This is a genomic window from Mycolicibacterium rhodesiae (assembly GCF_002086695.1).
In the GTDB taxonomy this organism is placed as follows: domain Bacteria; phylum Actinomycetota; class Actinomycetes; order Mycobacteriales; family Mycobacteriaceae; genus Mycobacterium; species Mycobacterium rhodesiae.
Genome location: NZ_MVIH01000006.1, coordinates 26,679 through 48,556, shown reverse-complemented (window position 1 = coordinate 48,556; position 21,878 = coordinate 26,679). Strand labels below are relative to the sequence as shown.

Below are 21,878 nucleotides of genomic sequence, written 5' to 3'. Positions count from 1 at the left end.
TTGGTGTTAGCCGCTGCGTGCGACGATCACCGGCTGCCGGGATCCATGCACCACCGCGGTGCTGACCGACCCCAGCAGCATCCCGGCGAATCCGCCACGTCCGTGGCTGCCGAGGACTGTCAACTGAGCCGACTCCGACTGCTCGATGAGCTGTTGCGCGGGCCGGTCGGCCACGACCAGCCGATGCACCACGACATCTGGGTAGCGCTCCTGCCAACCGGCCAGCCGCTCGGCCAGTGTCTCCTCGGCGATCGACCGCAGTGACGACCAGTCCAGGCCGGGGAATTCGAACACCCCGGTGTCGCTCCAGGCGTGCACGGCGACCAGTTCCACTCCACGCAACGAGGCTTGCTCGAACGCGATTTCCAGCGCCTTCTCCGAGGCCGGTGAACCGTCGACGCCGACGACCACCGGCGCCTTCGACGGGCGGGCCGTCGACGGATCCTCGTCGTGGATGATCGCCACCGGGCAGTGCGCGTGGTGAACCAGGCCGGTGCTGACCGAGCCGAGCAGACTGCGGGCCAGCGCACCGCGCCCCCGGCATCCCACCACGATCAGCTGGGCGTCTTTGGACAAATCCGCCAGCGTCGGCACCGGAGATCCGCTCACGATCTCGGTGGTGACCTCCACCGGGTCGTCCTTGGTGGCGGCTGCGACGGTTTCGGCCGCGCTATCCAAGATCTCGCGAGCCGCATCCTCCTGCCACTGAAAGTAACCGCTCGGTACGGGCACTTCGGGGAAGGTCATCACGGCGGGCGAGCTCAGCACGTGCACCAGGTGCACCTGCATCCCCCGCAGTGCCGCGTCGCGTGCCGCCCAGTCGACGGCGACCTTTGACTCCGGGGATCCATCGACACCGACGATGATGTCGTATTTCGTTGCAGAAGTTGCCATTTGATATTCCTTTCGGTTTGTCACGCCACGCGATCGTCGAGGCCGCCGACCACTTCCGAGAATGGCCGGCGTGGGGTGGCAGGCAGCGGGTCGGCGTTCACCGGGGCCCAGCCGATGCGCACCAACATCTGCGGATAGCCGCTTATGCCGAAGACGTCTTCACGCACCGCTTCTCGTGTTTCACCGATCTCCAGCGGCTCGGTGACCGGGCACGTCGCCAGCCCCATGGCTGTCGCCGACAGCAGCACCAGGCTGGTCGCCTCGCCGGCGCGCAACCGGGCCAGGTCGTCGTCGGTCTCGGTACCGAGCGCGAGCAGGACGCCGTTGTCTTCGGCGGCAGGCGTTTCCGACGGCTGCGCCAAGATCGGGCCCGCGAACACTCGGGCAGGCAGCGTCGCGTGCTGATCGGGTGCGGGAGTGTTGTGGGCGGGAACCCCCGCCAGTGACCCGTACCGACCGCTCCACGCGCTGAGCTCACTGAGGTAGTCGGCATCGGCGGCGTGCTTGGACACCGATCGGGCGACGATCTCCGTCAGGTGCGGCAGCAGGTCCAGCTGGCGCAACATCACCCCCGCCCGCGCAGCGCGCGCACCCATCAGCGCGATGTCACCACCGGGTACCGGCCACGAGCTGAAGGTGCGCCGATCGGTGCGACGCCGGGTGATCGCGGCGGCCAGCGTGACATCGAGTTCACCGGCCGCGAGCGGCGCCACCTCGATCGACGCCAAGTGAGCGCTGTCGGCCGGATCGGGGAACCGGCGGATCTTGGCCTGCCACCCCAACGCGGCCAGCGCGACCGTGCAATGGTGCAGAGCAGCACCGCAGCTGACCAGCATGTCGCGCCGGTCGGGATCGGTGTTCGGCAGGTGCCTGCTGGGATCGGCGTACAGATCCAGGCTGTTCGGCCCGACCTGCCAGTGCCATGGCTGCGAGTTGTGTACCGACGGTGCCCGCATCGCCAGGCTCAGGACCGTCCGAAGCGTCTCGGGCTCGGGAAACTGCACACTCATACGTCCACTGTCGCCGCACCGCCCTGGGTCTGACAGGGGCGTAAGTCCCGACCTGTGGGGACTTGAGTGGGCTGATCCCTGCGTCAGGGATGTCTGCTGGTCACTCCCCCGTCGACCACGAGGTGGGCGCCGGTGATGAACGACGCCTTCGGCGACATCAGGAACGCCACCGCCGCGGCGACCTCGTCGGGGTTCCCCAGCCTGCCGATCGGTGCGGCCGCCTCGAAACCTTCGCGCACCTCGTCGACGTCGAGGGCGATCTGCAGCATCGGGGTGCGAATGAAGCCGGGGCACACCGCGTTCACCCGGATCCCTTCCGGACCCAGCTGAGCGGCCATCGATCGGGTCAGCCCCAGCAGGCCGGCCTTGGAGGCGCAGTAGGCGGGGATGAACGGGTTGGCGGTCAGTCCCTCGATGCTCGAGATGCCGACGATCGCAGGAGCGGCGCCGGCGCGGGCAGCCTCCTGCAGCTGTGGCAACAGCAGTTGAGACAGCATCGCCTGGGCACGCAGGTTGACGTCGAGCACCGCGTCCCACGATTCCTCGGTGAAGGCGCCTACCGGTTCGGGGATGACCCGTCCGGCGGCGTGCACCAGTCCGTCGATTCCGTCCATCGCGGTCGCGGCAGCATCGACGGCAGCGCTCAGCGAGGCGCCGTCGCAGACGTCGATCACGCTGTGGGGCATACCGAGTCCCTCGGCCACCTCCGCCACAGCCGGGGCGATGTCCCACAGCGCTACTCGGCGCCCGTCGGCGATCAGCGCCTCGGTGCAAGCCCGGCCGATCCCCGACGCGGCTCCGGTGACGATGACACCACTCATGTCTCGGCCTCCTCGGTCAACTCCACATCCGCTGTCGGTGCGGACCATAACGCGGTGGTGGTTGCCGCCGCACGCGGTTGTCTCAGTCGCCCGCGGCGGCAGCCGGCCCATCGACTGCGCGGGCATAGCGGGTGGAGCACCGAAACGATCTCAAGTTCATCGCTGATTGCGCTGGAGATCCAGCGTTACCCCTTGTGCAGAGAACGCTTGTGACGCTTGTGTTCCGCCGCGTCGATGATGGCACGACGGTACGCCCGCAACGGCGCATCTTGCGCCCGCTGCGGCCAACCGCCGTCGATCAGCCGCCGAAGTACGCGTGGATTTGGCTGATGGCCATCGCCCCTTCGCCAACCGCGGAGGCCACCCTCTTCACCGAGCCGCTACGCACGTCGCCTGCCGCGAATACACCGGGTTGGCTGGTCTCCAACGTCCTCGGCTGACCCGGTGTGCGCAGTTGGTTTTCGTCGGTGTCCGAGTAAAGCGCGGCCTGGCCCGTCGGGATGAAGCCACGGTCGTCGAGTTGAATCGCACCGGCGAGCCATCCGGTATTGGGATCGGCGCCGATGAAGACGAACAGGGCTGGGGTCTGGATCGATTGTCGTTCGCCCGTGCGCTTGTCCTCGGTCACCACGGAACTGAGTACGCCGTTTCCATGTACTTCCCGGACCTCGGTGCACGATAGGACCGTCACACGGGGGTTCAGGAGGATCTGGTCGACGAGATATCGAGACATGTCTTTGTTCAAGTCGTCGCCGCGGATCACCACGTACACCCGCGAAACCAGCGAGGACAGGAACACCGCCGCCTGACCCGCGGAGTTACCTCCCCCCACGATGACGACGGGCCCGATGCCGCACATCAACGCCTCTTGAAAGGTGGCGGCGTAGTAAACGCCGTTGCCCTCGAACGTTTCAATGCCTGGCACACACAGCTTTCGGTACCGGGCTCCCATAGCCAGCACCACGGCCCTGGCCACCACCGACGTCCCGTTTGCGAGCGTCAACCGGTGCTGTCCGCCACTGGATTCCAGCCGGGTGATCTCCGTGGAGACGATGGTCCGCGCACCAAACTTGCCGGCCTGAAGCGCCGCCCGTTCGGCAAGGTCGGCTCCGGAGATTCCGCCGGGGAACCCGAGGTAGTTCTCGATTCTCGACGATGTCCCAGCCTGCCCGCCGGTTGCGAACCGCTCGATGGTCGCGGTGGTCAGGCCCTCCGACGCGGCATACACCGCAGCGCCGAGCCCGGCCGGACCAGCGCCCACCACGACGAGGTCGCATTCGTCGGGGACGGTATCCGGTGCCGGCAGTCCAACCCAACGAGCCAGCTCGGTGTTGGTCGGATTGCGCAGCACCGCCCCGCCCCAGACCACCACCGGAGCGTCTTGGGGCGATATTCCGAACCGCTGCAGCAGCCGTTCGGCGTGCTTGTCACGTTCAAGGTCGATCCACCTGTGTGGCAGACGATTTCGCGCCGCGAATTCCCGCAGACGGGCAGTGTCCGGCGAGTAGCAGGATCCGATGATCCGGAATCCATGTTCTTGTTGGATGAGCAGCGAGCGGCGCAATAGGTACGCGCGCAGGATGAGATCGCTGAGGACCGGATCGTGGACGACCAGATCCCGCACCCGCTCGGTCGGTATGACGAGCACTTCGCCGGGTTCCACCACTTCGGCGGTATAAAAGGCGGCTTGTCCTTCGAGGTCGCCGAGCTCCCCGAGGAACCGCCCAGGGCCATGTACCCGGATGACGTGCCGAATACCCATGTCGTCGGTGGTGCTGACAGCGATTTTGCCGGACAGGATGACGAAGAAGTAATCAGAGCGCTTCCCCTCTTGGACCAGTATTTCGCCCGTCTCTACGGCGCGCCGGGCGCCGCCTGCCTCGAGGGTGGCAATTTGGTCGTCGGACAGTCGCGGGTACGCGCCGTAGATGTCGGGAGTTTCCGCCAGCGAAGTCGACTCGCGCTCCTCGGCGGTGACCTCAGACATAATTCTCGTGGACATAGCACCACCGCCAGTTCTCGCCGGGTTCCATCGATTGCACGATCGGGTGGCTCACCGTATGCGCGTGCGCTCGGGCATGCCGCATCGGTGACGAGTCGCAACAACCGACGTGCCCGCACGTCAGGCACAACCGCAGGTGCACCCATGGAGTGCCGAGGCGTAGACATTCCTCGCAGCCGGCCGCGCGTGGACGCACTGGGCGGATCGCCGCCACGTGTGGATCGATCCCTACAGACGTCATGATCGTCCCTCCTTCGCGCTGTCGGCCGATAGCGCGTTGTCCAGCCAATTACGAAGTGCAGCAACGGGTGCCGCGCCCGATTGCCGCGCCAGTATTCGTCCGTGTTCGAGCAGCAAGAGTGTCGGTACCGCCTGAACCGTGAACCGCTGCGAAGTCGCCGGCGCCTTGTCGACGTCGACCTTGACCAGTTTGAGTTGCCCGGCGCGTTCAGTCGCGAGCTGTTCCAGCGCCGGACTCACCATGCGGCACGGTCCACACCAGGTTGCCCACAGGTCGACAAGTACTGGAACCGAGGCCTTTTCGGCGACCTCGGTGAAGTCCGTGTCCCCGGCCGCAGCGATCCACGGCAGCCACTGGTGGCAGTTGGCACACCGGGGCGTCCCCGTGGCCGCCGCTGGTACGCGATTGCGTTTTCCGCAGTGTGGGCATGTCACAATGTCTGTTTCCATAGCGCCTCCTCCGTCAAGCCGCCAGGACCGGCGCCGAATAGTCCACGGCGAGTTCGCCGTTCTCCACGGTGACGCGGATCTTCCCACCACCCGCGATGTCGCCGCGCAGCAAGGCCCGCCCTATCCTGGTCTCTACCTCGTGGGCGATGTAGCGGCGCAACGGCCGCGCCCCATACACCGGATCGTAGCCGTGTTGGGCGATGAGCCGGCGGGCCTCCGGGGTGATATCGAGCTCGATATCCCTTTCCACCAACCGATCCCGAAGCTCGGCAAGCTGTAGATCGACGATCCGTTCAAGCTGCGGCATCGATAGTGGAGTGAACAACACGATATCGTCGACCCGGTTGAGGAACTCGGGACGGAACTGTCCGCGCAGCTCGGCCAGCACCCGGTCGCGCGCATCTGGCTTGATCTCGCCATCCGCGGTGACGCCGTCGAGCAGGTGGAGAGATCCGATGTTCGAGGTCATGATGACCACCGTGTTGCGGAAGTCGACCTGACGTCCTTGCGCATCGGTGAGCCGGCCGTCGTCGAGCACCTGCAGCAAGGTGTTGAACACGTCGGCGTGCGCCTTCTCGATCTCGTCGAGCAGCACTACCGAGTAGGGCTTGCGTCGTACCGCCTCCGTGAGCTGTCCGCCCTCCTCGTAACCGACGTATCCCGGTGGCGCACCGACCAATCGGCTCACTGTGTGCCGCTCCTGGTACTCGCTCATGTCAAGACGGACCGTGTTGTCCTCACTGTCGAACAACGCGGCGGCCAGCGTCTTCGCGAGCTCGGTCTTACCGACCCCGGTAGGTCCGAGGAAGATGAACGAGCCGATCGGGCGGCGCGGATCCCGGATTCCGGATCGGGCCCGAATCACAGCATCGGCGACCAGCTGTACCGCCTCATCTTGACCGATCACCCGCTCGTGCAGTATTTCGTCGAGCCGCAAAAGCTTCTCCCGTTCACCCTCCTGCAATCGGGCCACCGGTATACCGGTCCATGCGGCAACGATTTCGGCGATCTCGTCCTGGGTGACGACCTCGCGAAGCAGCCGCTTTTCGCCCTGCTTGGACGCCAGCTGTTCCTCGGCCGCTTGCAGTTTGCGTTCCAGCTCGGTGATCTGGCCGTAGCGCAACTCGGCCGCCCGGTTGAGGTCATAGTCGCGTTCGGCTTCTTCTGCCTCGTGCCGAAGCTGCTCGAGTTGCCCGCGCAGTTCCTGTACCCGCCGGATCGCCTGGCGTTCGGCATCCCATTGCGCATGCCGCGCGTCTGCCTCCGCTCGCAGATCTGCCAGTTCTTTGCGAAGTTCTTCCAACCGGGACTTGCTGGCCGTGTCGGTCTCCTTGGCCAGCGCCGCCTCCTCGATCTCGAGCCGGGTGACCCGACGGGTGATCTCATCCAATTCCGCCGGCATCGAATCGATTTCGGTTCGTAACCGCGCACACGCCTCGTCCACCAGATCGATCGCCTTATCGGGCAGGAAGCGGTCGGTGATGTAGCGGTGTGACAGGGTTGCCGCCGCTACCAATGCGGCATCCTGAATCTTCACCCCGTGGAACACCTCGAGACGCTCACGCAACCCGCGCAGAATCGACACGGTGTCCTCGACGTCCGGTTCGTCGACCAGGACGGTCTGGAACCGGCGCTCCAACGCAGCGTCCTTTTCAATGTGCTTGCGGTATTCGTCGAGGGTTGTGGCACCGATCATGTGCAGCTCGCCACGGGCCAGCATCGGCTTGAGCATGTTGCCTGCGTCCAGCGACCCCTCTGCGGACCCGGCGCCGACCACGGTGTGCAGCTCGTCGACAAACAACAGGATTCGACCCTCGCCCGCTTTCACCTCCGACAGGACCGCCTGCAGCCGTTCCTCGAACTCGCCGCGGTACTTGGCACCTGCCACCAGCGAGCCCATGTCGAGGGAGAAGATCGTCTTGTCGCGCAGACCTTCCGGGACGTCCGCGCGAACGATCCGCTGGGCCAACCCCTCGACGATCGCGGTCTTACCCACCCCGGGGTCGCCGATCAAGACGGGGTTGTTCTTGGTCTTGCGGCTGAGGATCTGGATTACCCTGCGGATCTCGGCGTCTCGGCCGATCACTGGATCCAGCTTGCCGGCGCGTCCCTCGGCGACGAGATCGCGGCCGTACTTCTCCAGCGCTTCGTAAGCCCCCTCGGGTGTCGCGGAGGTGACCCGTTGGTTGCCGCGGACTTTGGTCAATGCACCCAGGAAGGAATCTCGTGTCACACCGTTTCCGGCGAGTATCCGGCCTGCGGCGGTAGATGCACCTTCTTCGGCAAGGGCGATGACCAGATGCTCAACGGACACGTATTCGTCCTTGAGCCGCTTGGCTTCCCGCTCGGCGGCCTCCAACAGATTCGCCAGCCTTCTGGTGACAGAGACCTGGCCCTGCACTGCACCCGGACCGCTCACCTTGGGGCGCCGGTTCAGCTCGCGTTCCAGGTCGGAGCGCAACGCCCCGGTGTCGGCGCCCGCCTGATCAAGCAGCCGCGGCACCAGACCATCGGGCTGGTCAATAAGCGCCATCAGCAGATGTTCGCCGTCGACCTCGATATGGCCCATTCTGGTCGCCATGCTCTGCGCTTCGGCCAGTGCCTCCTGTGACTTCTGGGTCAGTTTGTTGATGTCCACGGTGGCGTCCTCCTTGTGCGAGAAGCAGATTCCAGCTCTTCGATATGGTCCAGCAGGTCGAGGACCAGCCCGATCGCCGCATAATTCAGTCCAAGACCGGTCCTCAATCGCTGAATGCGGGCGACTGTCACCAACGCTGAAGATTCGAATGAGGGGTCGCCGGCGGAATCCCGTCGGCAGGCGACGAGGCCGAGCGCCACCAGTCGGCGCACCATCTCGGGATGCAATCCGCAGCGCATCGCGAAAACGTCGAGTCGCATGGCGGGCCGTCGCGTCAGCACATAGCGCGGGGCGGTCATCGTCCCCTCCTCGGGTCAAACGTGGACACCGCCGCCAGTTGTTCGAATAACTCACGCTCTCGCCCAGTGGGTTGCGCTGGCACCATCACCTTGATCTCTGCGTAGAGGTCGCCGGCGACACCACGTGGATTAGGCATACCTTCGCCGCGCAAACGCAACCGCCTGCCCGTCGACGAACCCTGGGGCACCGCAACTTTTGCTTCACCGCCGGGTGTCCGGACCGCGACAGTGGTCCCCAGCACCGCCTCCCAGGGCGATACCGGCAGATCGACGGTGACATCGCGTCCGTCGAGACGGAACTGGGGATGCGGCTTGATTCGCACGCGCAGATAGAGATCTCCCGCCGGTGCATCTCCGTTACCCCGGCCGCCCTCTCCGGCCAGCCGGATACGCTGACCGTCGATGACACCGGCAGGGATGTTGACCCGGTAGTTCCGGCCACCCAGCGAGATCTGGCGTTTGCCGCCGCGGTAAGCCTCCTCGACAGTGAGCTCCAAGCTCGCTTCCTGGTCAGCGCCCGGAATCGGGCCGAATCCGCCACCGCCGCCGAACATCTCACCGAAAAGGTCTTCAATGTTGATGCCACCGCCGGTCCCACCGAAGCCTTGGCCGTAACGCACCCGGGTGCCTGATCGCCCAGCACCGCCGAATCCACCGGCACCGGCCGCTGCTCGCGCCTCCCAATCCTCGGGTACCTGCCGAAAGTCTTCGCCGAAGCGGTCGTACCGCTTACGGGTGTCGGGGTCCGACAACACGTGATAGGCCTCATTGACCTCTTTGAACCTGTCTTCGGCTGTTGGATCCTTGTTGACATCCGGGTGGTACTTGCGGGCCAGCGTGCGGAACGCCTGCTGGAGTTGGTCGGTGCTCGCGTCCCGCGACACACCGAGGACTTCGTAGTAGTCGCGGGCCACCCGACCTACTCCTCGCGTCGGCTGACCACGACGGACGCCGGCCGTAACTGGTTCGAGCCTTGTCCGTAGCCCGGGCGCAGCACCTCGACAACCGTCCCGGGTGGGCTGTCGCCATGCTCGACGACTCCGACCACCTCGTGACGCTGCGGGTCAAACGGCACCCCCGACTCCACATCGCGCGGGTAACCCAGTTGATCGAGAACCTGCAGTGCCTGCCCCAGAATGCTCCGCACGCCCTCGACGACCGCGTCGGACTGGTCACCCGCATGAGCGATCGCCCGCTCCAAGTTATCTACGACGGGCAGCCACGCACCGGCCACTCTGGACCGTTCCGTTGTTCGCTCGCGGTCCAATTCACGGGCGTATCTCTTTCGAAGGTTGTCCAGATCAGCGACCGCACGACGCCAGCGATCTTCGATCCTGGCAAGCTCGGCGTCCGAATCGTTCGGGGTGGCAACCGCTTCAGGCGCGGCATTCTCGACCGCCGCCCGGTCCTCGTCGGTCTGCGAATGTTCCGTCGAACTGACCATGGTGGGTCAGCCCCGATCGAACTCGGCGTCGACCACGTCGTCGTCGCCCGCCGGCGCACCGTGCCCGTTGGCAGAGGGCCCCTGCTGTCCGTTGCTGCCGCCCTGGATGGGCTGCAGCCCGTAGAGCGCCTGCTGCAGTTCGGATGTCAGCGATTGCACGCGTTCCAGCGGCGCCTCGTCGGTGACGGCTTGCTTGGCGTCGGCGACCAGCATCTCGGCCCGGGCCCGGTCATGTGGCGCCGCGGAGTCACCCAGCTCGGCGAGGCGACGCTCGACTTGGTAAGCGGCGGAATCGAGTTCATTGCGCGCATCGACTTGCTTTCGCAGCTGTTCATCCTCGCGCCGGTGCGACTCGGCCTCTGCGAGCATCCGCTCGACCTCGTTGTGATCGAGGTTCGACTGTTCGCTGATGGTGATGCTCTGCTCGGCGCCGGTGTCCTTGTCACGCGCGGTGACGTGGAGGATCCCATTGGCATCGATGTCGAACGTGACCTCGATCTGTGGCTCGCCGCGGGGGGCCGGCCGGATGTTCTCCAGCTTGAACCTGCCGAGTACCCGGTTGTCCTTCGCCATCTCGCGTTCACCCTGCAGCACAACGATATCCACAGCCGGTTGATTGTCTGCAGCGGTGCTGAACACCTCGCTGCGGCGCGCCGGGATGGTGGTGTTTCGTTCGATGATCTTGGTCATCACACCACCGGCAGTCTCCACCCCCAGCGAGAGCGGGGTGACGTCGAGAAGCAGGACATCGGAGACCTCGCCTTTGAGCACGCCCGCCTGAATCGCGGCACCCATTGCGACCACCTCGTCGGGGTTGACGGTCATGTTCGGGTCCTTGCCGCCGGTGAGCCGGCGGACCAGGGCCTGGACGGCGGGGATACGGGTCGACCCGCCGACCAGGATGACCTCGTCGATGTCATTCGCCGTCACCTTGGCGTCGTCCATCGTCTGCTTGACCGGACCCAGGCAGCGCTCCACCAGATCGTGTGTGAGTTCCTCGAACTTCGACCGATTGATGGTCATGGTGAGGTGCTTGGGGCCGTTGGCGTCGGCGGTCACAAATGGCAGGTTGACCTGCGTCTGTGTCACCGACGACAGCTCGACTTTCGCCTTCTCGGCAGCCTCGAACAGTCGCTGCAGCGCCTGCGAGTCCTTTCGCAGATCAATGTTGTTCTCACGTTGGAATTCGTCCGCCAGGTAGTCCACGAGCCGGCGGTCGAAGTCGTCGCCACCCAGATGGGAATCACCCGCGGTGGAGCGAACCTCGACCACCCCGTCACCGACGTCGAGAAGGCTGACATCGAACGTGCCGCCACCGAGATCGAAGACCAGCACGGTCTCGTGGCCTTTCTTGTCCAGGCCGTACGCCAGCGCTGCAGCCGTGGGCTCGTTGATGATTCTCAGCACTTCCAGCCCGGCGATCCGCCCGGCATCCTTTGTGGCGTTGCGTTGCGCATCGTTGAAGTACGCGGGGACGGTGATCACCGCTTCCTTGACCCGCTCACCGAGGAACTTGCCGGCGTCCTCGACGAGCTTGCGCAATACCTGCGCGCTGATCTCCTCTGGCGAGTATTGCCTGCCCCGCACGTCGAACCGGGCGGCGCCACCTTCGCCTTCGACGACGTCGAAGCTGACCGCCTTGGCTTCCTCCGATATCTCGTCGAAGCGACGACCGATGAACCTCTTGGCCGAATAGATGGTGCCCTTTGGGTTCATGATCGACTGTCGCCTGGCCAGTTGCCCGACCAGTCGCTCGCCGTTTTCTGTGAAAGCCACCACCGAGGGTGTGGTGCGCGCGCCTTCGGTGTTGGGAATCACAACCGGTTCCCCGCCCTGCCAGGCGGCAATCACCGAATTCGTGGTCCCAAGGTCGATACCTACCGCTGTTGCCATCGTCTATTCCTTTCGATTGCCGCTGGTCAGGAGTTGCAATGCACGATCGGCAACCTGCACGTCCACAACGACGTCATAGGAGCTGGGGCGCAGCCCGCTAACCGAGCGAAAATCGCGTTGGCCGCGTTGGAGAGCGTGCACCAGCAGCCCGAAAGCGGCGCCAACGATGGCCCCGAAAACCAGGCCGTAGCCGGCCAGCACCAGGGCCGAGACCAATGGGTCGATCCAGCTCAACAAGCCGAAGATCCATCCGATCAGCGCGCCGACCAAGGCGCCCGAGCCGGCACCACGCAGCGCCGCCCCGCCATAGTTCAACCGACCGAGAACCTGTTCTACGTACTGCAGATCGCGGCCCACGATCGATACCCGGTTCACCTCGAACCCGCGGTCAGACAGATAGTCGACCGCACGCTCGGCGTCGGCGTAGTTGTCGAAAGTGGCGATCACCTGGCGGGCCGGCTCATTGGTCCGCACCGCCGAGGTCTGCACCGTCGAATGCACAGCCATCGCTGCTCCTACGCGTTCACTGTTTGTTGGTGGGGTGGCACGGATTCGGTAGCGATGGCTTGCTGAGTTTCGTCGGTGGTCTCGATTTCCACCTTGCGAGGCTTGCTGTGCTCCGAGACGGGGATGGTCAACGTCAACACGCCATGGGCACAGACCGCGCTCATCCCGTTGGGGTCAAGGTTGTCGCCGAGGAAGAGTTGGCGGCGGAACTCACCCTGGGGCCGCTCATCAACGATCAGTTCGTCACCATCCTGCTTGAGCGGACGACGGCGCGCGGTGACCTCGATGACGTTGCGTTCGACCGTCACGTCAAGGTCTCTGCCCTGTATCCCCGGCACATCAAGGGCGACAAGGAATTGGTCACCGCGCCGCACCGCCTCCATGGGAAGCGTGCGCGCAGTGCGTGCGCCGGCCACTGCTTGTTCGGCCAGCCGATCGAATTCGCGAAACGGATCGAATCGCATTAGAGCCATGGCTTCTCCTACGGTCGCAACGATGGTTATCGGAGGCTTCCGCAGTCGTGAGCCAGTACGCACGGTCCGTGCATTAGCTTCCGAATAACGAGTGTGGCAATCGAGTTCGACGAGCGCGTGCTCCCGACAAGCCAGAGTTGTCGGTCGGAATTGGTCCTGTCAGCGCGAGAGGGTGCAATCCCAAGTGGAGAACTCGTAGCCTTCCCCCCTGGGAACGCGGCCTACAGATGGCTGCCGATCACAAACCCGACGTGGCGAGGCGCTTCATCTGTCTCCCAAGGACCATATGGCTGCTGATTCCTCGCGCCTTCAGGCCGGGGACCGCGGCCGAATCGTGCACCAAGGTACTGATTGGGGCGGACTGCCCGCCTCCGGACGATCTTGGGAAGGGTCTCACCATGACGACACAGGCTGGGCTGGAGAAGAAGGAAAGGGAGTTTCTAACGCAGTGCGTCGGTGATGCCTTCACGATGCTTGACCTGCTACCCGGCGTAGACCCGAACGGTCCGGCGCTGGTGTGGCTGGCGGATCAATTCGTCATCCTGCGTCGCGGTGACTGTCCGCCCGCGCATGCGATGACATTGTGATCATCCCGGTGCACTGCACACTGCCAGGCGAAACCGCGACGCACTCCCACAATCCCTGTTGGAGAGGGCAATACGATCGCCCGGCATGGCGGGGGTTGTGTGTGGACCGGCCGGGACCAGCGGTGCGCGTTGCGATCCGGCTAGGACGATTGCGCGTCAGTCAGCGCCAGCCCTGGACCGCCTCGCCAACAGAGGAGAAGACCTCGAACAGATCGATCACTCGCTCGGCGGCGAGAGCGCAAAGGACTGGACCGGCCCCTTTGTCCACTAGGCAAAATGCGTTATCCGACTCGCCGGCGACCGCGGCGGCCGAGACAAGAGCAGCAACACCGTCGGAGTCGATACCACTGACCGCCGACAGGTCCACGATCAATTGTGGTGGCGCTTGCGCTAGTTGGTCGATGAGGGTCTGCTGAATCGCGGCAGCTGCGCCACCCGTCAAGTCACCCGCAAGGTGGACCACGGTGTCTCCAACGACCAAACGTTGGACGCTGACAACGATCGACCGAGTGTGCCTTCCTAGGGCATCTTGGCTCACGTCACCTCCTGCGGGCGTAATCGCGAGCTAGTCAAGTGCACGGAGGAGCCCTGCGATATCCACCAAACGCCCGCTGTCATCCGTTTCGCGTCCAAACAGCACGCAAATCAGCTATGGCTGACTCGCCGACCCGGGCAGCCGTCTCACGGAGGCCAAAAAGGCGCTGCGAATTCGGCCTGGTGCGACGAAGACGTCTGCACCGCGCTGTAGAAACCTGGGTGCCGACGCAGCTTGATCGCGTCGCCAGTCGGCCGATATGCGGCGCCGACCTCAAGATCGCCGCGGCGGCCCGTACGCAATCTAGGAGCAGTCATGAAAGCTGTTGTGTATGACGGGCCCATGCGGGTTCGTGTTGAGGATGTCGCGGAACCGGTCATCACAGCGCCTACTGACGTACTCGTCCAGATCACCACCACGAACATTTGCGGGTCCGACCTCCATATGTACGAGGGTCGGACAACGATGGAAACTGGCAGGATTCTCGGGCACGAGAACCTCGGTGAGGTCGTCGACGTGGGCCCCGCGGTGGTCTCGGTGAAAATTGGCGACCGGGTCTGCCTGCCGTTCAATATCAGCTGCGGCTTCTGCCGTAATTGCGAAAAAGGACTGACGGCCTACTGCCTGACCAACAATCCCGACCCGGGGATGGTCGGGGCGGCTTACGGTTTCGCGGGTATGGGGCCATACGACGGCGGCCAAGCCGAATACTTGCGCGTACCGTTCGGCGACTCGAACTGTTTGAAGCTGCCCGATGACGCGCAGGAGAAGGAAACCGACTACGTCATGCTGTCGGATATCTTTCCGACCGGCTGGCACTGCACCGAGCTTGCCGGGCTTCAACCCGGCGATGCGGTAGTGGTCTATGGTGCGGGCCCGGTCGGTCTGATGGCCGCCCACTCAGCGGTGATCAAGGGCGCGGCCAAGGTGATGATCGTCGATCGTCGCCCCGACCGACTCAAGCTGGCCGAACAGATCGGGGTCATCGCGATCGACGATTCGCAGGGATCTGCCCTCGAGCAGATCCTGGAAGAGACCAAAGGCGTTGGTGCCGACTGCGGTTGCGAATGCATCGGTTATCAGGCGCATGATCCCCACGGCCACGAGGATCCGTCGATGGTACTCAACGATCTGGTGCGGGCGGTGAAGTTCACCGGCGGAATCGGCGTGGTGGGCTTGTATCTGCCGCAGGATCCCGGCGCGCAGGACGACGACCGGCGGAAGGGCAGAATCGCTTTTGAGATGGGGGACTTCTGGCTCAAAGGCCAACGGATGGGAACTGGGCAGGCAAACGTCAAGCGCTACAACCGTGAGTTGCGAGACCTGATCCACGAAGGCAAGGCCAAGCCATCGTGGATCGTCTCTCACGAACTTCCGTTGTCTGACGCCCCGAGTGCCTACGAGCACTTCGACGCCCGCGACGACGGTTGGACGAAGGTGGTGCTGAAGCCGCGGCTCATGGCCCTGTGAACCAGACCTCCGCCATCGAATCACTGTATAGGCGAGGCGAATACGCGAGGAGTAATCATGACTACTGCCGATTCCCCGCTTGCCGTGGCGCTCGTCGTCAGGCTAGTGGCCAAACCAGATAAGGCGGACGAGGTCAGCAACTTCCTGACCGACGCCCTCAGACTGGCCAACCAGGAGCAGGGCACCGTCGTTTGGTTTGCGCTGCGAACCGATATGACCACCTTCTGGATCGTCGATGCATTTCCGTCGAACGCTGAACGACAGGCACACCTGGAGGGGGCGATCGCCTCATCCCTGCTGGCCAATGCCGACCTACTCTTTGACGAGCCGCTCGAGATCCTCCAGGCTGATGTCGTCGCCGCTAAGGTGCCCCGATGAACGTGTTCGCGTCCACACCAGCCTTGCGGCCTGAAAGGTTGCTTCATCAAAGCCAGCTCCACACCGCCGATAAAACGGGTTGCTCTGCCACGTAGAGGTTTTCGCTGTTTCGATGATGTCGATGCTCCGGCTGGTTCGCCGCGTGGCAATCACCGTCCGCTCACGCATGACAGACATGCCGAACGGCGGTCCCGAGGGACCAGCCTGACGTCGAGTCCGTGGTCCTTGACCCCAGCGGACCAGTTCGAAAACGTCGTTTGGACCTGCCGGGACGTCGCCGTATGTCGGCCAGACCGGCAATCTAATTTTTGAGCACCTGCGTTGCAACCGTCACTTCTAGCATGGGAATTCCAAGATGGATACCGAACGAGCTTGTACGGCACCAATTCTGGAGCTCCTCCCCGGCGAGGCCCGCGGCGTGGCATCGATCCCGCCGAAACGACACGTTCGCCGCGGAGCCGGCCGGCGAAGTCCAGCGATCGACGCAGCGGGCAGCGGCTTTCTCGTCCTCGTCGGAAAGCGTGCGAGCGGCTGTCAACCGGTCGGCAGCGCTGTCATTCGGTCATCCGAGACCAGAGCCGAATTGTCCGCCCGGTTCGAGCGGGATGCGTTACCGCTGCTCGACCCCCTCTTTACCGGCGCGCTGAGAATGACCCGAAACCGCATGGACGCCGAGGATCTGCTTCAAGAAACGATGCTGAAAGGCTATGCGGCGTTTCACTCCTTCCAAACAGGGACCAATCTCAAGGCGTGGCTGTTCCGGATCATGACGAACACATGGATCAGTTCCTACCGCCGGGCTCAGCGACAGGCGGCGGAATGCCTCTGCGGTCGAATGACCGATTCGCAGATCGCTGAGAGTTACCGGCGCTCATCGTCAGACGTGGGTTCAGCAGAGGCTGAAGCGCTGGCGGCCTTGCCGGACGACGAGATAGTGGAGGCGCTGATGGCGCTCCCGGAGAGCTTTCGGATGGCGATCCATTACGCCTACGTGGAAGGTTTCCGCTACACGGAGATCGCCGAGATCATGCAAGTACCTGTCGGCACCGTCAACTCTCGATTGAGTCGAGGACGCGCCCAGCTGCGGGCGCTGCTCACCGGTGTTGCAATCGAGCGCGCGGCTACCGCTTCCACACGACGGTAGCGACTCCACAGTAATGATCGGCGCTCAAGAAGGACCCGGCTGGCCTCACTACACCTGCACCGTATTGCTCATCGCAGATCCCGGGGTGCCGGCGCGACTTGCCGAGCGCACACCCGATTGGCTGTCGGCTGAACTCGCTGACCGGCGGAATTCACCAGTGCGGTGGGAAACTTCCGTTCAGATCGAGTCGCACCTGCGCCACGAACAAGCGTCGTTCGCTGAGGTCATCGAATCAGTTGCGCCTTTGGAACGAAATGCTGACGTCGTCATATACATGACCGATTTACCCCGTCGAGACGGCACCCTGCCCGTTCTCGCCGAAATCAGCGCGGGGCATCGGTTTGGACTCATCTGCGTCGCGGGGGTTGGCGCAGCATTTGTCACCAGCCGCGTGCGGGCCTTGGTCCTTCTGGCCGTCGCTGTGGTGGCCGACCGACCTGAGCTTCTGCCACAAACGGCAGCACGACTTCCGGCTACAGAGACATGCACAGGAGTCCGCTATTTCGCCCCACGAGGCCTTCGGCGCTTTCGGTTGCTGGCCGGCATGGTGCGCGCGAATCGACCGTGGAGGTTGGTCGTTGGACTATCGAAGGTGCTCGTGGTGGCACTCGGCTCTGGCGCACTGGGGCTGGCAACCGACACAATTTGGCGATTCGCCGACACGATGGGACCGTGGCGAATGAGCGCCACCACGGTGCTGTCGATCGGGGCAATGGTCACCTGGTTGATCCTTGATCACGAACTCTGGGAGCGTCCAGAGTCATCCGCAGCACGTACCCGGTCGCGTCTCTACAACATCGCGACCGTGATCACGCTGATCATCGGTGTCGTCGTGCTCCACGTGGCGTTGTTCCTGTCGATGTTGTTCACGGCCGGTATTCTTCTGACGCCAGATGTATTTGCCCAAGCAGTCGGTCATCCGGTATCGGCTGCGGACTATCTGTGGCTCGCGTGGTTGATTGCCTCCATCGCTACCGTCGGCGGAGCGCTGGGATCAGGGCTCGAAGACGACGGTGGCGTGAGAGCAGCTGCCTACGGCATCCGGCAACGCCAGCGGTTCGCCGAGTAGCGCCAGTGGGCGACGCCACCCCACTCCTCGCGGAGCGATGAGGCCATGCGCGCTTCTGCGCTCCGGCTCGAAATGACTATGACGGGTCGGCATGTACGAATGGGCTGCCGCAACTCGTGAAATCACCTGTGCGCAAGTCGGATTGCCGCCTGCTCAAACAGCTGACTGGTGTCGGTAACGGCTGAGGGCTTGTCTTGCCGGGACGAATGGTGATCGCGATTTTTGACTCTGGGGGCGCTCACGATGGCGGCATCAGATTGCCAGACTCGTGCTGAGAAGACAGCGTGACGTGAGGGGTCGGCATGCAGCAAGCTATGGCCGTGGCGGCGGAACAGGTGCAGAGGGAGGCCGACGCACATGCCGCCATCACACACCTGATCCGTAGCGTGCGCGCCGAGGCAGACGTCCATCCTGGCTCGATCTGGGCACTGATCACTGCTGCTGCCATGAAGCTATCGGCGGTGGAGTACGCCGGCATCGTGCGCCTCGGGCAAGCCGACAGCGTGCGCAGTCTCGCCTCAACCGACGATCACCTTCGGTTGTTGAACAAGCTGCAGCAGCGCTGCCGGCAGGGGCCGAGTTTCGATGCAGCCTGGGAAGGCCAAACGTGCCGAGTTGACGACCTCACTCGTGAGGCGCGGTGGCCCGCCTTCAGCGAGGAAGTCGTAGCCGTCACACCCATCCGCTCAATGCTGTGCGTGCCGTTGTTCACCCACCACCACGGCAGGACGGCACTGAACCTGTACTCGGCTCAGGCGTCCGCGTTCGGCCCCCAAGACGAACTGATTGGGCTGGCGTTCGCCGGCGATGCCGAAATTCTCCTCGAGGTTGGTCGGCGCGCGGAGCGGTACCGCCAGGCCCAGACCAATCGCGAGCTGATCGGACTGGCTAAAGGAATCCTGATGGAACGCTTCGCCATGGACGCCGTCGCCGCGCTCTCGCTATTGGCACAGCTGTCCAGGGATGGTCGGCAACCAGTGTCGGTGGTCGCCAGAGGACTGGTGAGTCCAGACTCCGAAGGCTGATCCGAAAGCCATCTCTGCCCTCGGAACCGTCGTCATCGCCTTGCGTGGCCGTCGCGGCCGCGAAGCGTCACCGAGGGCGACTCCCCGAATTGTTGGTAGTACTGCTGAGCGAAGCGACCGAAGTGCAAGAAGCCCCAGCGGCTTGCCACAGCGGTCACCGTGACGGACCGCGGATCGGCGTTCAGGAGTTCGGCATGTGCACGGTGCAGGCGAACGTACCGAAGGTACGCCATGGGCGGCATCTGGTCAGCGCGCGCGAAGCTCCTCTGGAGTGCCCTGGCGCTGAGTCCTGTCTCTTGGGCCAGTTTCGCCGTGGTCCACGAGGCTTCCGGGAACGCCCGCATCAGCTCGATGGCCTGCCTGACCACGCCCGCAGACGATGGGCGCTCATCCGATCGGAGAGCTGCGCTGTGGTTGTGTGGTTGCATCAGCAGCAGAAACTGGACGATCAGATGTTGCAGATTGTCCTCGGCGAGTCGGTGACTGAGCACTCCACCTGGTCGGTTGGCATCGCGCATCAACACGGTTACAAGCTCCAACCAGCTGATCGATGACGGAGTCTGCAGATCCAGGCGACGCTCGAATGCCACCGGGGCAAGCGATGCCTGGCCGAGCATGGTTTCCAACTGCTGCATCATTTCGCGGGTAGGGATCATGAGGCAGATCTGGCCACAACCCGGGGACCATCCGATGTCGACGGGGATGCCAGGCGTAAAGACGCCCGCAGATTCCGGGGCAACCGCCACGTCTTGGCGACCGTCACCCCACGAGTTGGTCACCTGTCCGGACATCGGGATGTCAACGTGATAGGACTGCACGTCGGGTATGCGAACTTTCACTTCGCCGCCGAACTGAACGTAACCCGCTGTCAGCACTCCAAGCTTCGCGGCGCTCATGTGCAGGTCCAGCGGACCACAACCGATCGGATCGATGTCCAGCGGTAAGTAGGCCCGGCCCAGCAAGTCGCGGGCCTCGTCAACATCGCTGGTCTGCGCCACCGGCGCCGACCCAATTCGCCGTGTATCGACCGATCGACGCATGCGTTACCTGATTTCGCCGTCCTCCCCTATAAGTCTAGAGATCCCGCTCGTCGATCGGCATGGAACGTTCACTCCTCGGTGCGCCGACATTCACCGGCGCTCGTCTAGCAGTCAAACCCTCACGAATCGTCGCACCGCTATCAGAAGGGCATAGGCTGTTGGTACCAGGAGCGGGCTGACGCTCGGACCCGGAACACTGTTCGGATCGCCGACGGTGGCATCAGAGACACGCCGGTAAAGCGCGGGTGAGAGATGGCCATTTCGATATGAACGGCGAATCGCTTGAATCTCAAGACCAAAACCGGCAACCCCGGCGGCCTTTCCACAGGAGTCTGACCGTTCTCTCGCAGGTAGTTTTCAGCGGTGACGATGTTGGCGAAATTTTCCGCGTGGCTACCGCCACGGTTGGCAAGCTCGCGGCCTGTCGGGTCGAAGCAAGTTACCAATGCCTAGACGGCATGTTCGTTCGCTTTCCGTTCGACCAGACCGAACAGCCAGGAATTGAACAGCGCCTTCGCGAGTACGGCTGTGACGGGCAGTTCGACATGGGAATCGGGCGGTGGGCGTGGGCGCTTGCACTCAGTCACCGAGGCACAGTGAACGGCTGCATCGTGCTGAGCGCGCGCAGTATGCCGCTGACGACTCAAATCCGTTGTCTGACAATCCTTGGCCAGCAAGCGGGCGCGGCCTTGGCATACGCCACAATGCACGAGCGTCACATCGCCCACGTCGAACGACTGGCGAGCACCAACGACGCCCTTGAGAGTACGAATCACGAACTCGCCACAGCGGTTTCGCGGTTGCGAAGACAAGCGAACACGCTTGAGGTCTTGAGCGCGGCGGTGGCGTCGGGAATGGGCGAGCAGGGCATCGCTGATGCCCTGCACGACCTTACGGCACTGCCGGTAGGGGTAGAAGACAAGTTCGGCAACTTGCGCTGCTGGGCTGGACCTGCGCAGCCTCACCCGTATCCCAAACAAGCGACGGTTGATCGCGAGCTGTTGCTGCACGAGTTGACCGCTCAGAACGGTCCGAGACGGTTCGGGGGCCGGGTGCTCATGCTGGTACAGCGCCGGACGGACATTCTCGGGGTCGTGGTGATTTCGGACCCGAATAACGCAATCACCGAAGACAGCCTGCTGGCCCTGCGTCATGGTGCAATTGTGTTGGGTCTGGAACTTGGCCACCGGCGAAATCTTGCCGAGCTGGAGCTCAAGCTGCGCTGCGACTTGGTCGATGACTTGTTGGCCGGCGCTGATCGGAGCGGGGCGTACGCTCGCGCCGATGCCTTGGGTCACGACTTGCGGCGCCCACATTATGTGGTGGTGGTGCGAGTCGACGACGTCGCGGAGAGTGTGCTGGCAGCCGCAGCCGTGCGCGCGGTGGCCGCGTTGCAACTTAACTACCTGCAGGGGCGCCACGGGGGGCTGATCGTCCTCCTGATCGACAGCCGCCCGGACCCGCAGGCGTTGCACCACGCCATCAGCGAGAAGCTGGGCCGGACAACCAGTGTCATCGGAATCGGCAGTCGGTGCGACGTGCCTGATGAATTGCCGCGGTCTTACACCGAGGCGCTTCGCGCCCTGAATATCCGGCTGCGCTCGGCAAATCCGGAGGGCGTAGAGGCCTTCGACGAGCTTGGCTTCTATCGTCTTATCGACGCCGCCCACGACGGTGGCAGTGTCGAGGCTTTCGTGCGCGAATGGCTGGGCTCGCTGATCGACTACGACGAGAGTAGGAATTCCGAACTTGTGCAAACTCTCAGCGATTATCTGGAATGTGGCGGCAACTATGACGAGTCCGCAGCCGCTCTGCACATTCATCGCAGTACCTTGCGCTACCGACTGGCGCGCATCGCTGAACTCACCGGCCACGACCTCCACAACGTTGATACCCGGTTCAACCTCCACGCCGCGACACGCGCCTGGCGCTTCCTCAACACCGATGCTTGACCCCGAC

The 21,878-nt window shown here is 63.9% G+C and carries 22 protein-coding genes; 7 read left to right on the top strand and 15 right to left on the bottom strand.

Annotated features, from left to right (window positions below):
- Positions 1-6: 6 nt before the first annotated feature.
- From BST42_RS14650 to BST42_RS14590, 13 genes are all read right to left on the bottom strand, one after another.
- On the bottom strand, positions 7-894 hold the full coding sequence (locus BST42_RS14650; RefSeq protein ID WP_083119873.1) for a universal stress protein: 888 nt from the start codon (positions 892-894) through the stop codon (positions 7-9).
- Between the two features lie 20 nt (positions 895-914).
- Positions 915-1,904: an Acg family FMN-binding oxidoreductase gene (locus BST42_RS14645; RefSeq protein ID WP_083119868.1), complete on the bottom strand. Its 990-nt coding sequence runs from the start codon at positions 1,902-1,904 to the stop codon at positions 915-917.
- A gap of 83 nt (positions 1,905-1,987) precedes the next feature.
- A complete protein-coding gene (locus tag BST42_RS14640) occupies positions 1,988-2,725 on the bottom strand; it encodes an SDR family NAD(P)-dependent oxidoreductase (protein WP_083119866.1) in 738 nt (245 codons plus the stop codon).
- 298 nt (positions 2,726-3,023) lie between these two features.
- On the bottom strand, positions 3,024-4,727 hold the full coding sequence (locus BST42_RS14635) for an FAD-dependent oxidoreductase (RefSeq protein WP_083119864.1): 1,704 nt from the start codon (positions 4,725-4,727) through the stop codon (positions 3,024-3,026).
- A complete protein-coding gene (locus tag BST42_RS14630) occupies positions 4,705-4,968 on the bottom strand; it encodes a UBP-type zinc finger domain-containing protein (RefSeq protein WP_083119862.1) in 264 nt (87 codons plus the stop codon). Before BST42_RS14630 ends, BST42_RS14635 begins: the two co-directional genes overlap by 23 nt.
- Positions 4,965-5,417 carry a thioredoxin gene (gene trxA, locus BST42_RS14625; protein WP_083119860.1) on the bottom strand — a complete coding sequence of 151 codons (453 nt, stop codon included), beginning with the start codon at positions 5,415-5,417 and terminating at the stop codon, positions 4,965-4,967. Before trxA ends, BST42_RS14630 begins: the two co-directional genes overlap by 4 nt.
- A 13-nt stretch (positions 5,418-5,430) precedes the next feature.
- On the bottom strand, positions 5,431-8,055 hold the full coding sequence (gene clpB, locus BST42_RS14620; protein WP_083119859.1) for an ATP-dependent chaperone ClpB: 2,625 nt from the start codon (positions 8,053-8,055) through the stop codon (positions 5,431-5,433).
- Positions 8,037-8,354, bottom strand: coding sequence for a chaperone modulator CbpM (locus BST42_RS14615; RefSeq protein ID WP_083119857.1), 318 nt, complete (start codon positions 8,352-8,354; stop codon positions 8,037-8,039). The genes clpB and BST42_RS14615 overlap by 19 nt, the downstream gene beginning before the upstream one ends.
- Complete coding sequence (locus tag BST42_RS14610) at positions 8,351-9,268, bottom strand: DnaJ C-terminal domain-containing protein (RefSeq protein ID WP_083119855.1); 918 nt, start codon at positions 9,266-9,268, stop codon at positions 8,351-8,353. Before BST42_RS14610 ends, BST42_RS14615 begins: the two co-directional genes overlap by 4 nt.
- A 5-nt stretch (positions 9,269-9,273) precedes the next feature.
- A complete protein-coding gene (locus BST42_RS14605) occupies positions 9,274-9,798 on the bottom strand; it encodes a nucleotide exchange factor GrpE (RefSeq protein WP_083119852.1) in 525 nt (174 codons plus the stop codon).
- Positions 9,799-9,804: 6 nt separating this feature from the next.
- Positions 9,805-11,691, bottom strand: a complete 1,887-nt coding sequence (dnaK, locus tag BST42_RS14600) for a molecular chaperone DnaK (RefSeq protein ID WP_083119850.1) — start codon at positions 11,689-11,691, stop codon at positions 9,805-9,807.
- Positions 11,692-11,694: 3 nt separating this feature from the next.
- The gene (locus BST42_RS14595; protein ID WP_083119848.1) at positions 11,695-12,198 is read right to left on the bottom strand and encodes a YflT domain-containing protein; all 504 of its coding nucleotides are present in this window, start codon (positions 12,196-12,198) and stop codon (positions 11,695-11,697) included.
- An 8-nt stretch (positions 12,199-12,206) separates the two neighbouring features.
- Positions 12,207-12,662 carry an Hsp20/alpha crystallin family protein gene (locus tag BST42_RS14590; protein WP_308207490.1) on the bottom strand — a complete coding sequence of 152 codons (456 nt, stop codon included), beginning with the start codon at positions 12,660-12,662 and terminating at the stop codon, positions 12,207-12,209.
- A gap of 407 nt (positions 12,663-13,069) precedes the next feature.
- Here BST42_RS14590 and BST42_RS14585 point away from each other — a divergent pair, with 407 nt between their 5' ends.
- Positions 13,070-13,258: a hypothetical protein gene (locus tag BST42_RS14585; RefSeq protein ID WP_083120271.1), complete on the top strand. Its 189-nt coding sequence runs from the start codon at positions 13,070-13,072 to the stop codon at positions 13,256-13,258.
- 160 nt (positions 13,259-13,418) lie between these two features.
- On the opposite strand, the gene BST42_RS14580 is transcribed toward BST42_RS14585, so the two are convergent.
- On the bottom strand, positions 13,419-13,721 hold the full coding sequence (locus BST42_RS14580) for an STAS domain-containing protein (protein WP_264047603.1): 303 nt from the start codon (positions 13,719-13,721) through the stop codon (positions 13,419-13,421).
- A gap of 387 nt (positions 13,722-14,108) precedes the next feature.
- Between BST42_RS14580 and BST42_RS14575 the strand changes: the two genes are divergently transcribed.
- The 5 genes from BST42_RS14575 to BST42_RS14555 all read left to right on the top strand — a co-directional run bounded on the left by BST42_RS14575 (position 14,109) and on the right by BST42_RS14555 (position 18,879).
- Complete coding sequence (locus BST42_RS14575; RefSeq protein ID WP_083119841.1) at positions 14,109-15,263, top strand: glutathione-independent formaldehyde dehydrogenase; 1,155 nt, start codon at positions 14,109-14,111, stop codon at positions 15,261-15,263.
- A gap of 57 nt (positions 15,264-15,320) precedes the next feature.
- On the top strand, positions 15,321-15,641 hold the full coding sequence (locus tag BST42_RS14570; protein ID WP_083119840.1) for a putative quinol monooxygenase: 321 nt from the start codon (positions 15,321-15,323) through the stop codon (positions 15,639-15,641).
- A gap of 355 nt (positions 15,642-15,996) precedes the next feature.
- Complete coding sequence (locus BST42_RS14565) at positions 15,997-16,785, top strand: sigma-70 family RNA polymerase sigma factor (protein WP_083119839.1); 789 nt, start codon at positions 15,997-15,999, stop codon at positions 16,783-16,785.
- A 13-nt stretch (positions 16,786-16,798) separates the two neighbouring features.
- Positions 16,799-17,854, top strand: a complete 1,056-nt coding sequence (locus tag BST42_RS14560; RefSeq protein WP_083119836.1) for a hypothetical protein — start codon at positions 16,799-16,801, stop codon at positions 17,852-17,854.
- Between the two features lie 314 nt (positions 17,855-18,168).
- Positions 18,169-18,879, top strand: a complete 711-nt coding sequence (locus BST42_RS14555; RefSeq protein ID WP_165760855.1) for a GAF and ANTAR domain-containing protein — start codon at positions 18,169-18,171, stop codon at positions 18,877-18,879.
- 32 nt (positions 18,880-18,911) lie between these two features.
- On the opposite strand, the gene BST42_RS14550 is transcribed toward BST42_RS14555, so the two are convergent.
- Positions 18,912-19,877 (bottom strand): AraC family transcriptional regulator, encoded by a 966-nt coding sequence (locus tag BST42_RS14550; protein WP_165760854.1) that lies wholly within the window; start codon positions 19,875-19,877, stop codon positions 18,912-18,914.
- Between the two features lie 308 nt (positions 19,878-20,185).
- Here BST42_RS14550 and BST42_RS14545 point away from each other — a divergent pair, with 308 nt between their 5' ends.
- The gene (locus tag BST42_RS14545) at positions 20,186-21,871 is read left to right on the top strand and encodes a PucR family transcriptional regulator (protein WP_083119829.1); all 1,686 of its coding nucleotides are present in this window, start codon (positions 20,186-20,188) and stop codon (positions 21,869-21,871) included.
- Positions 21,872-21,878: the final 7 nt, after the last annotated feature.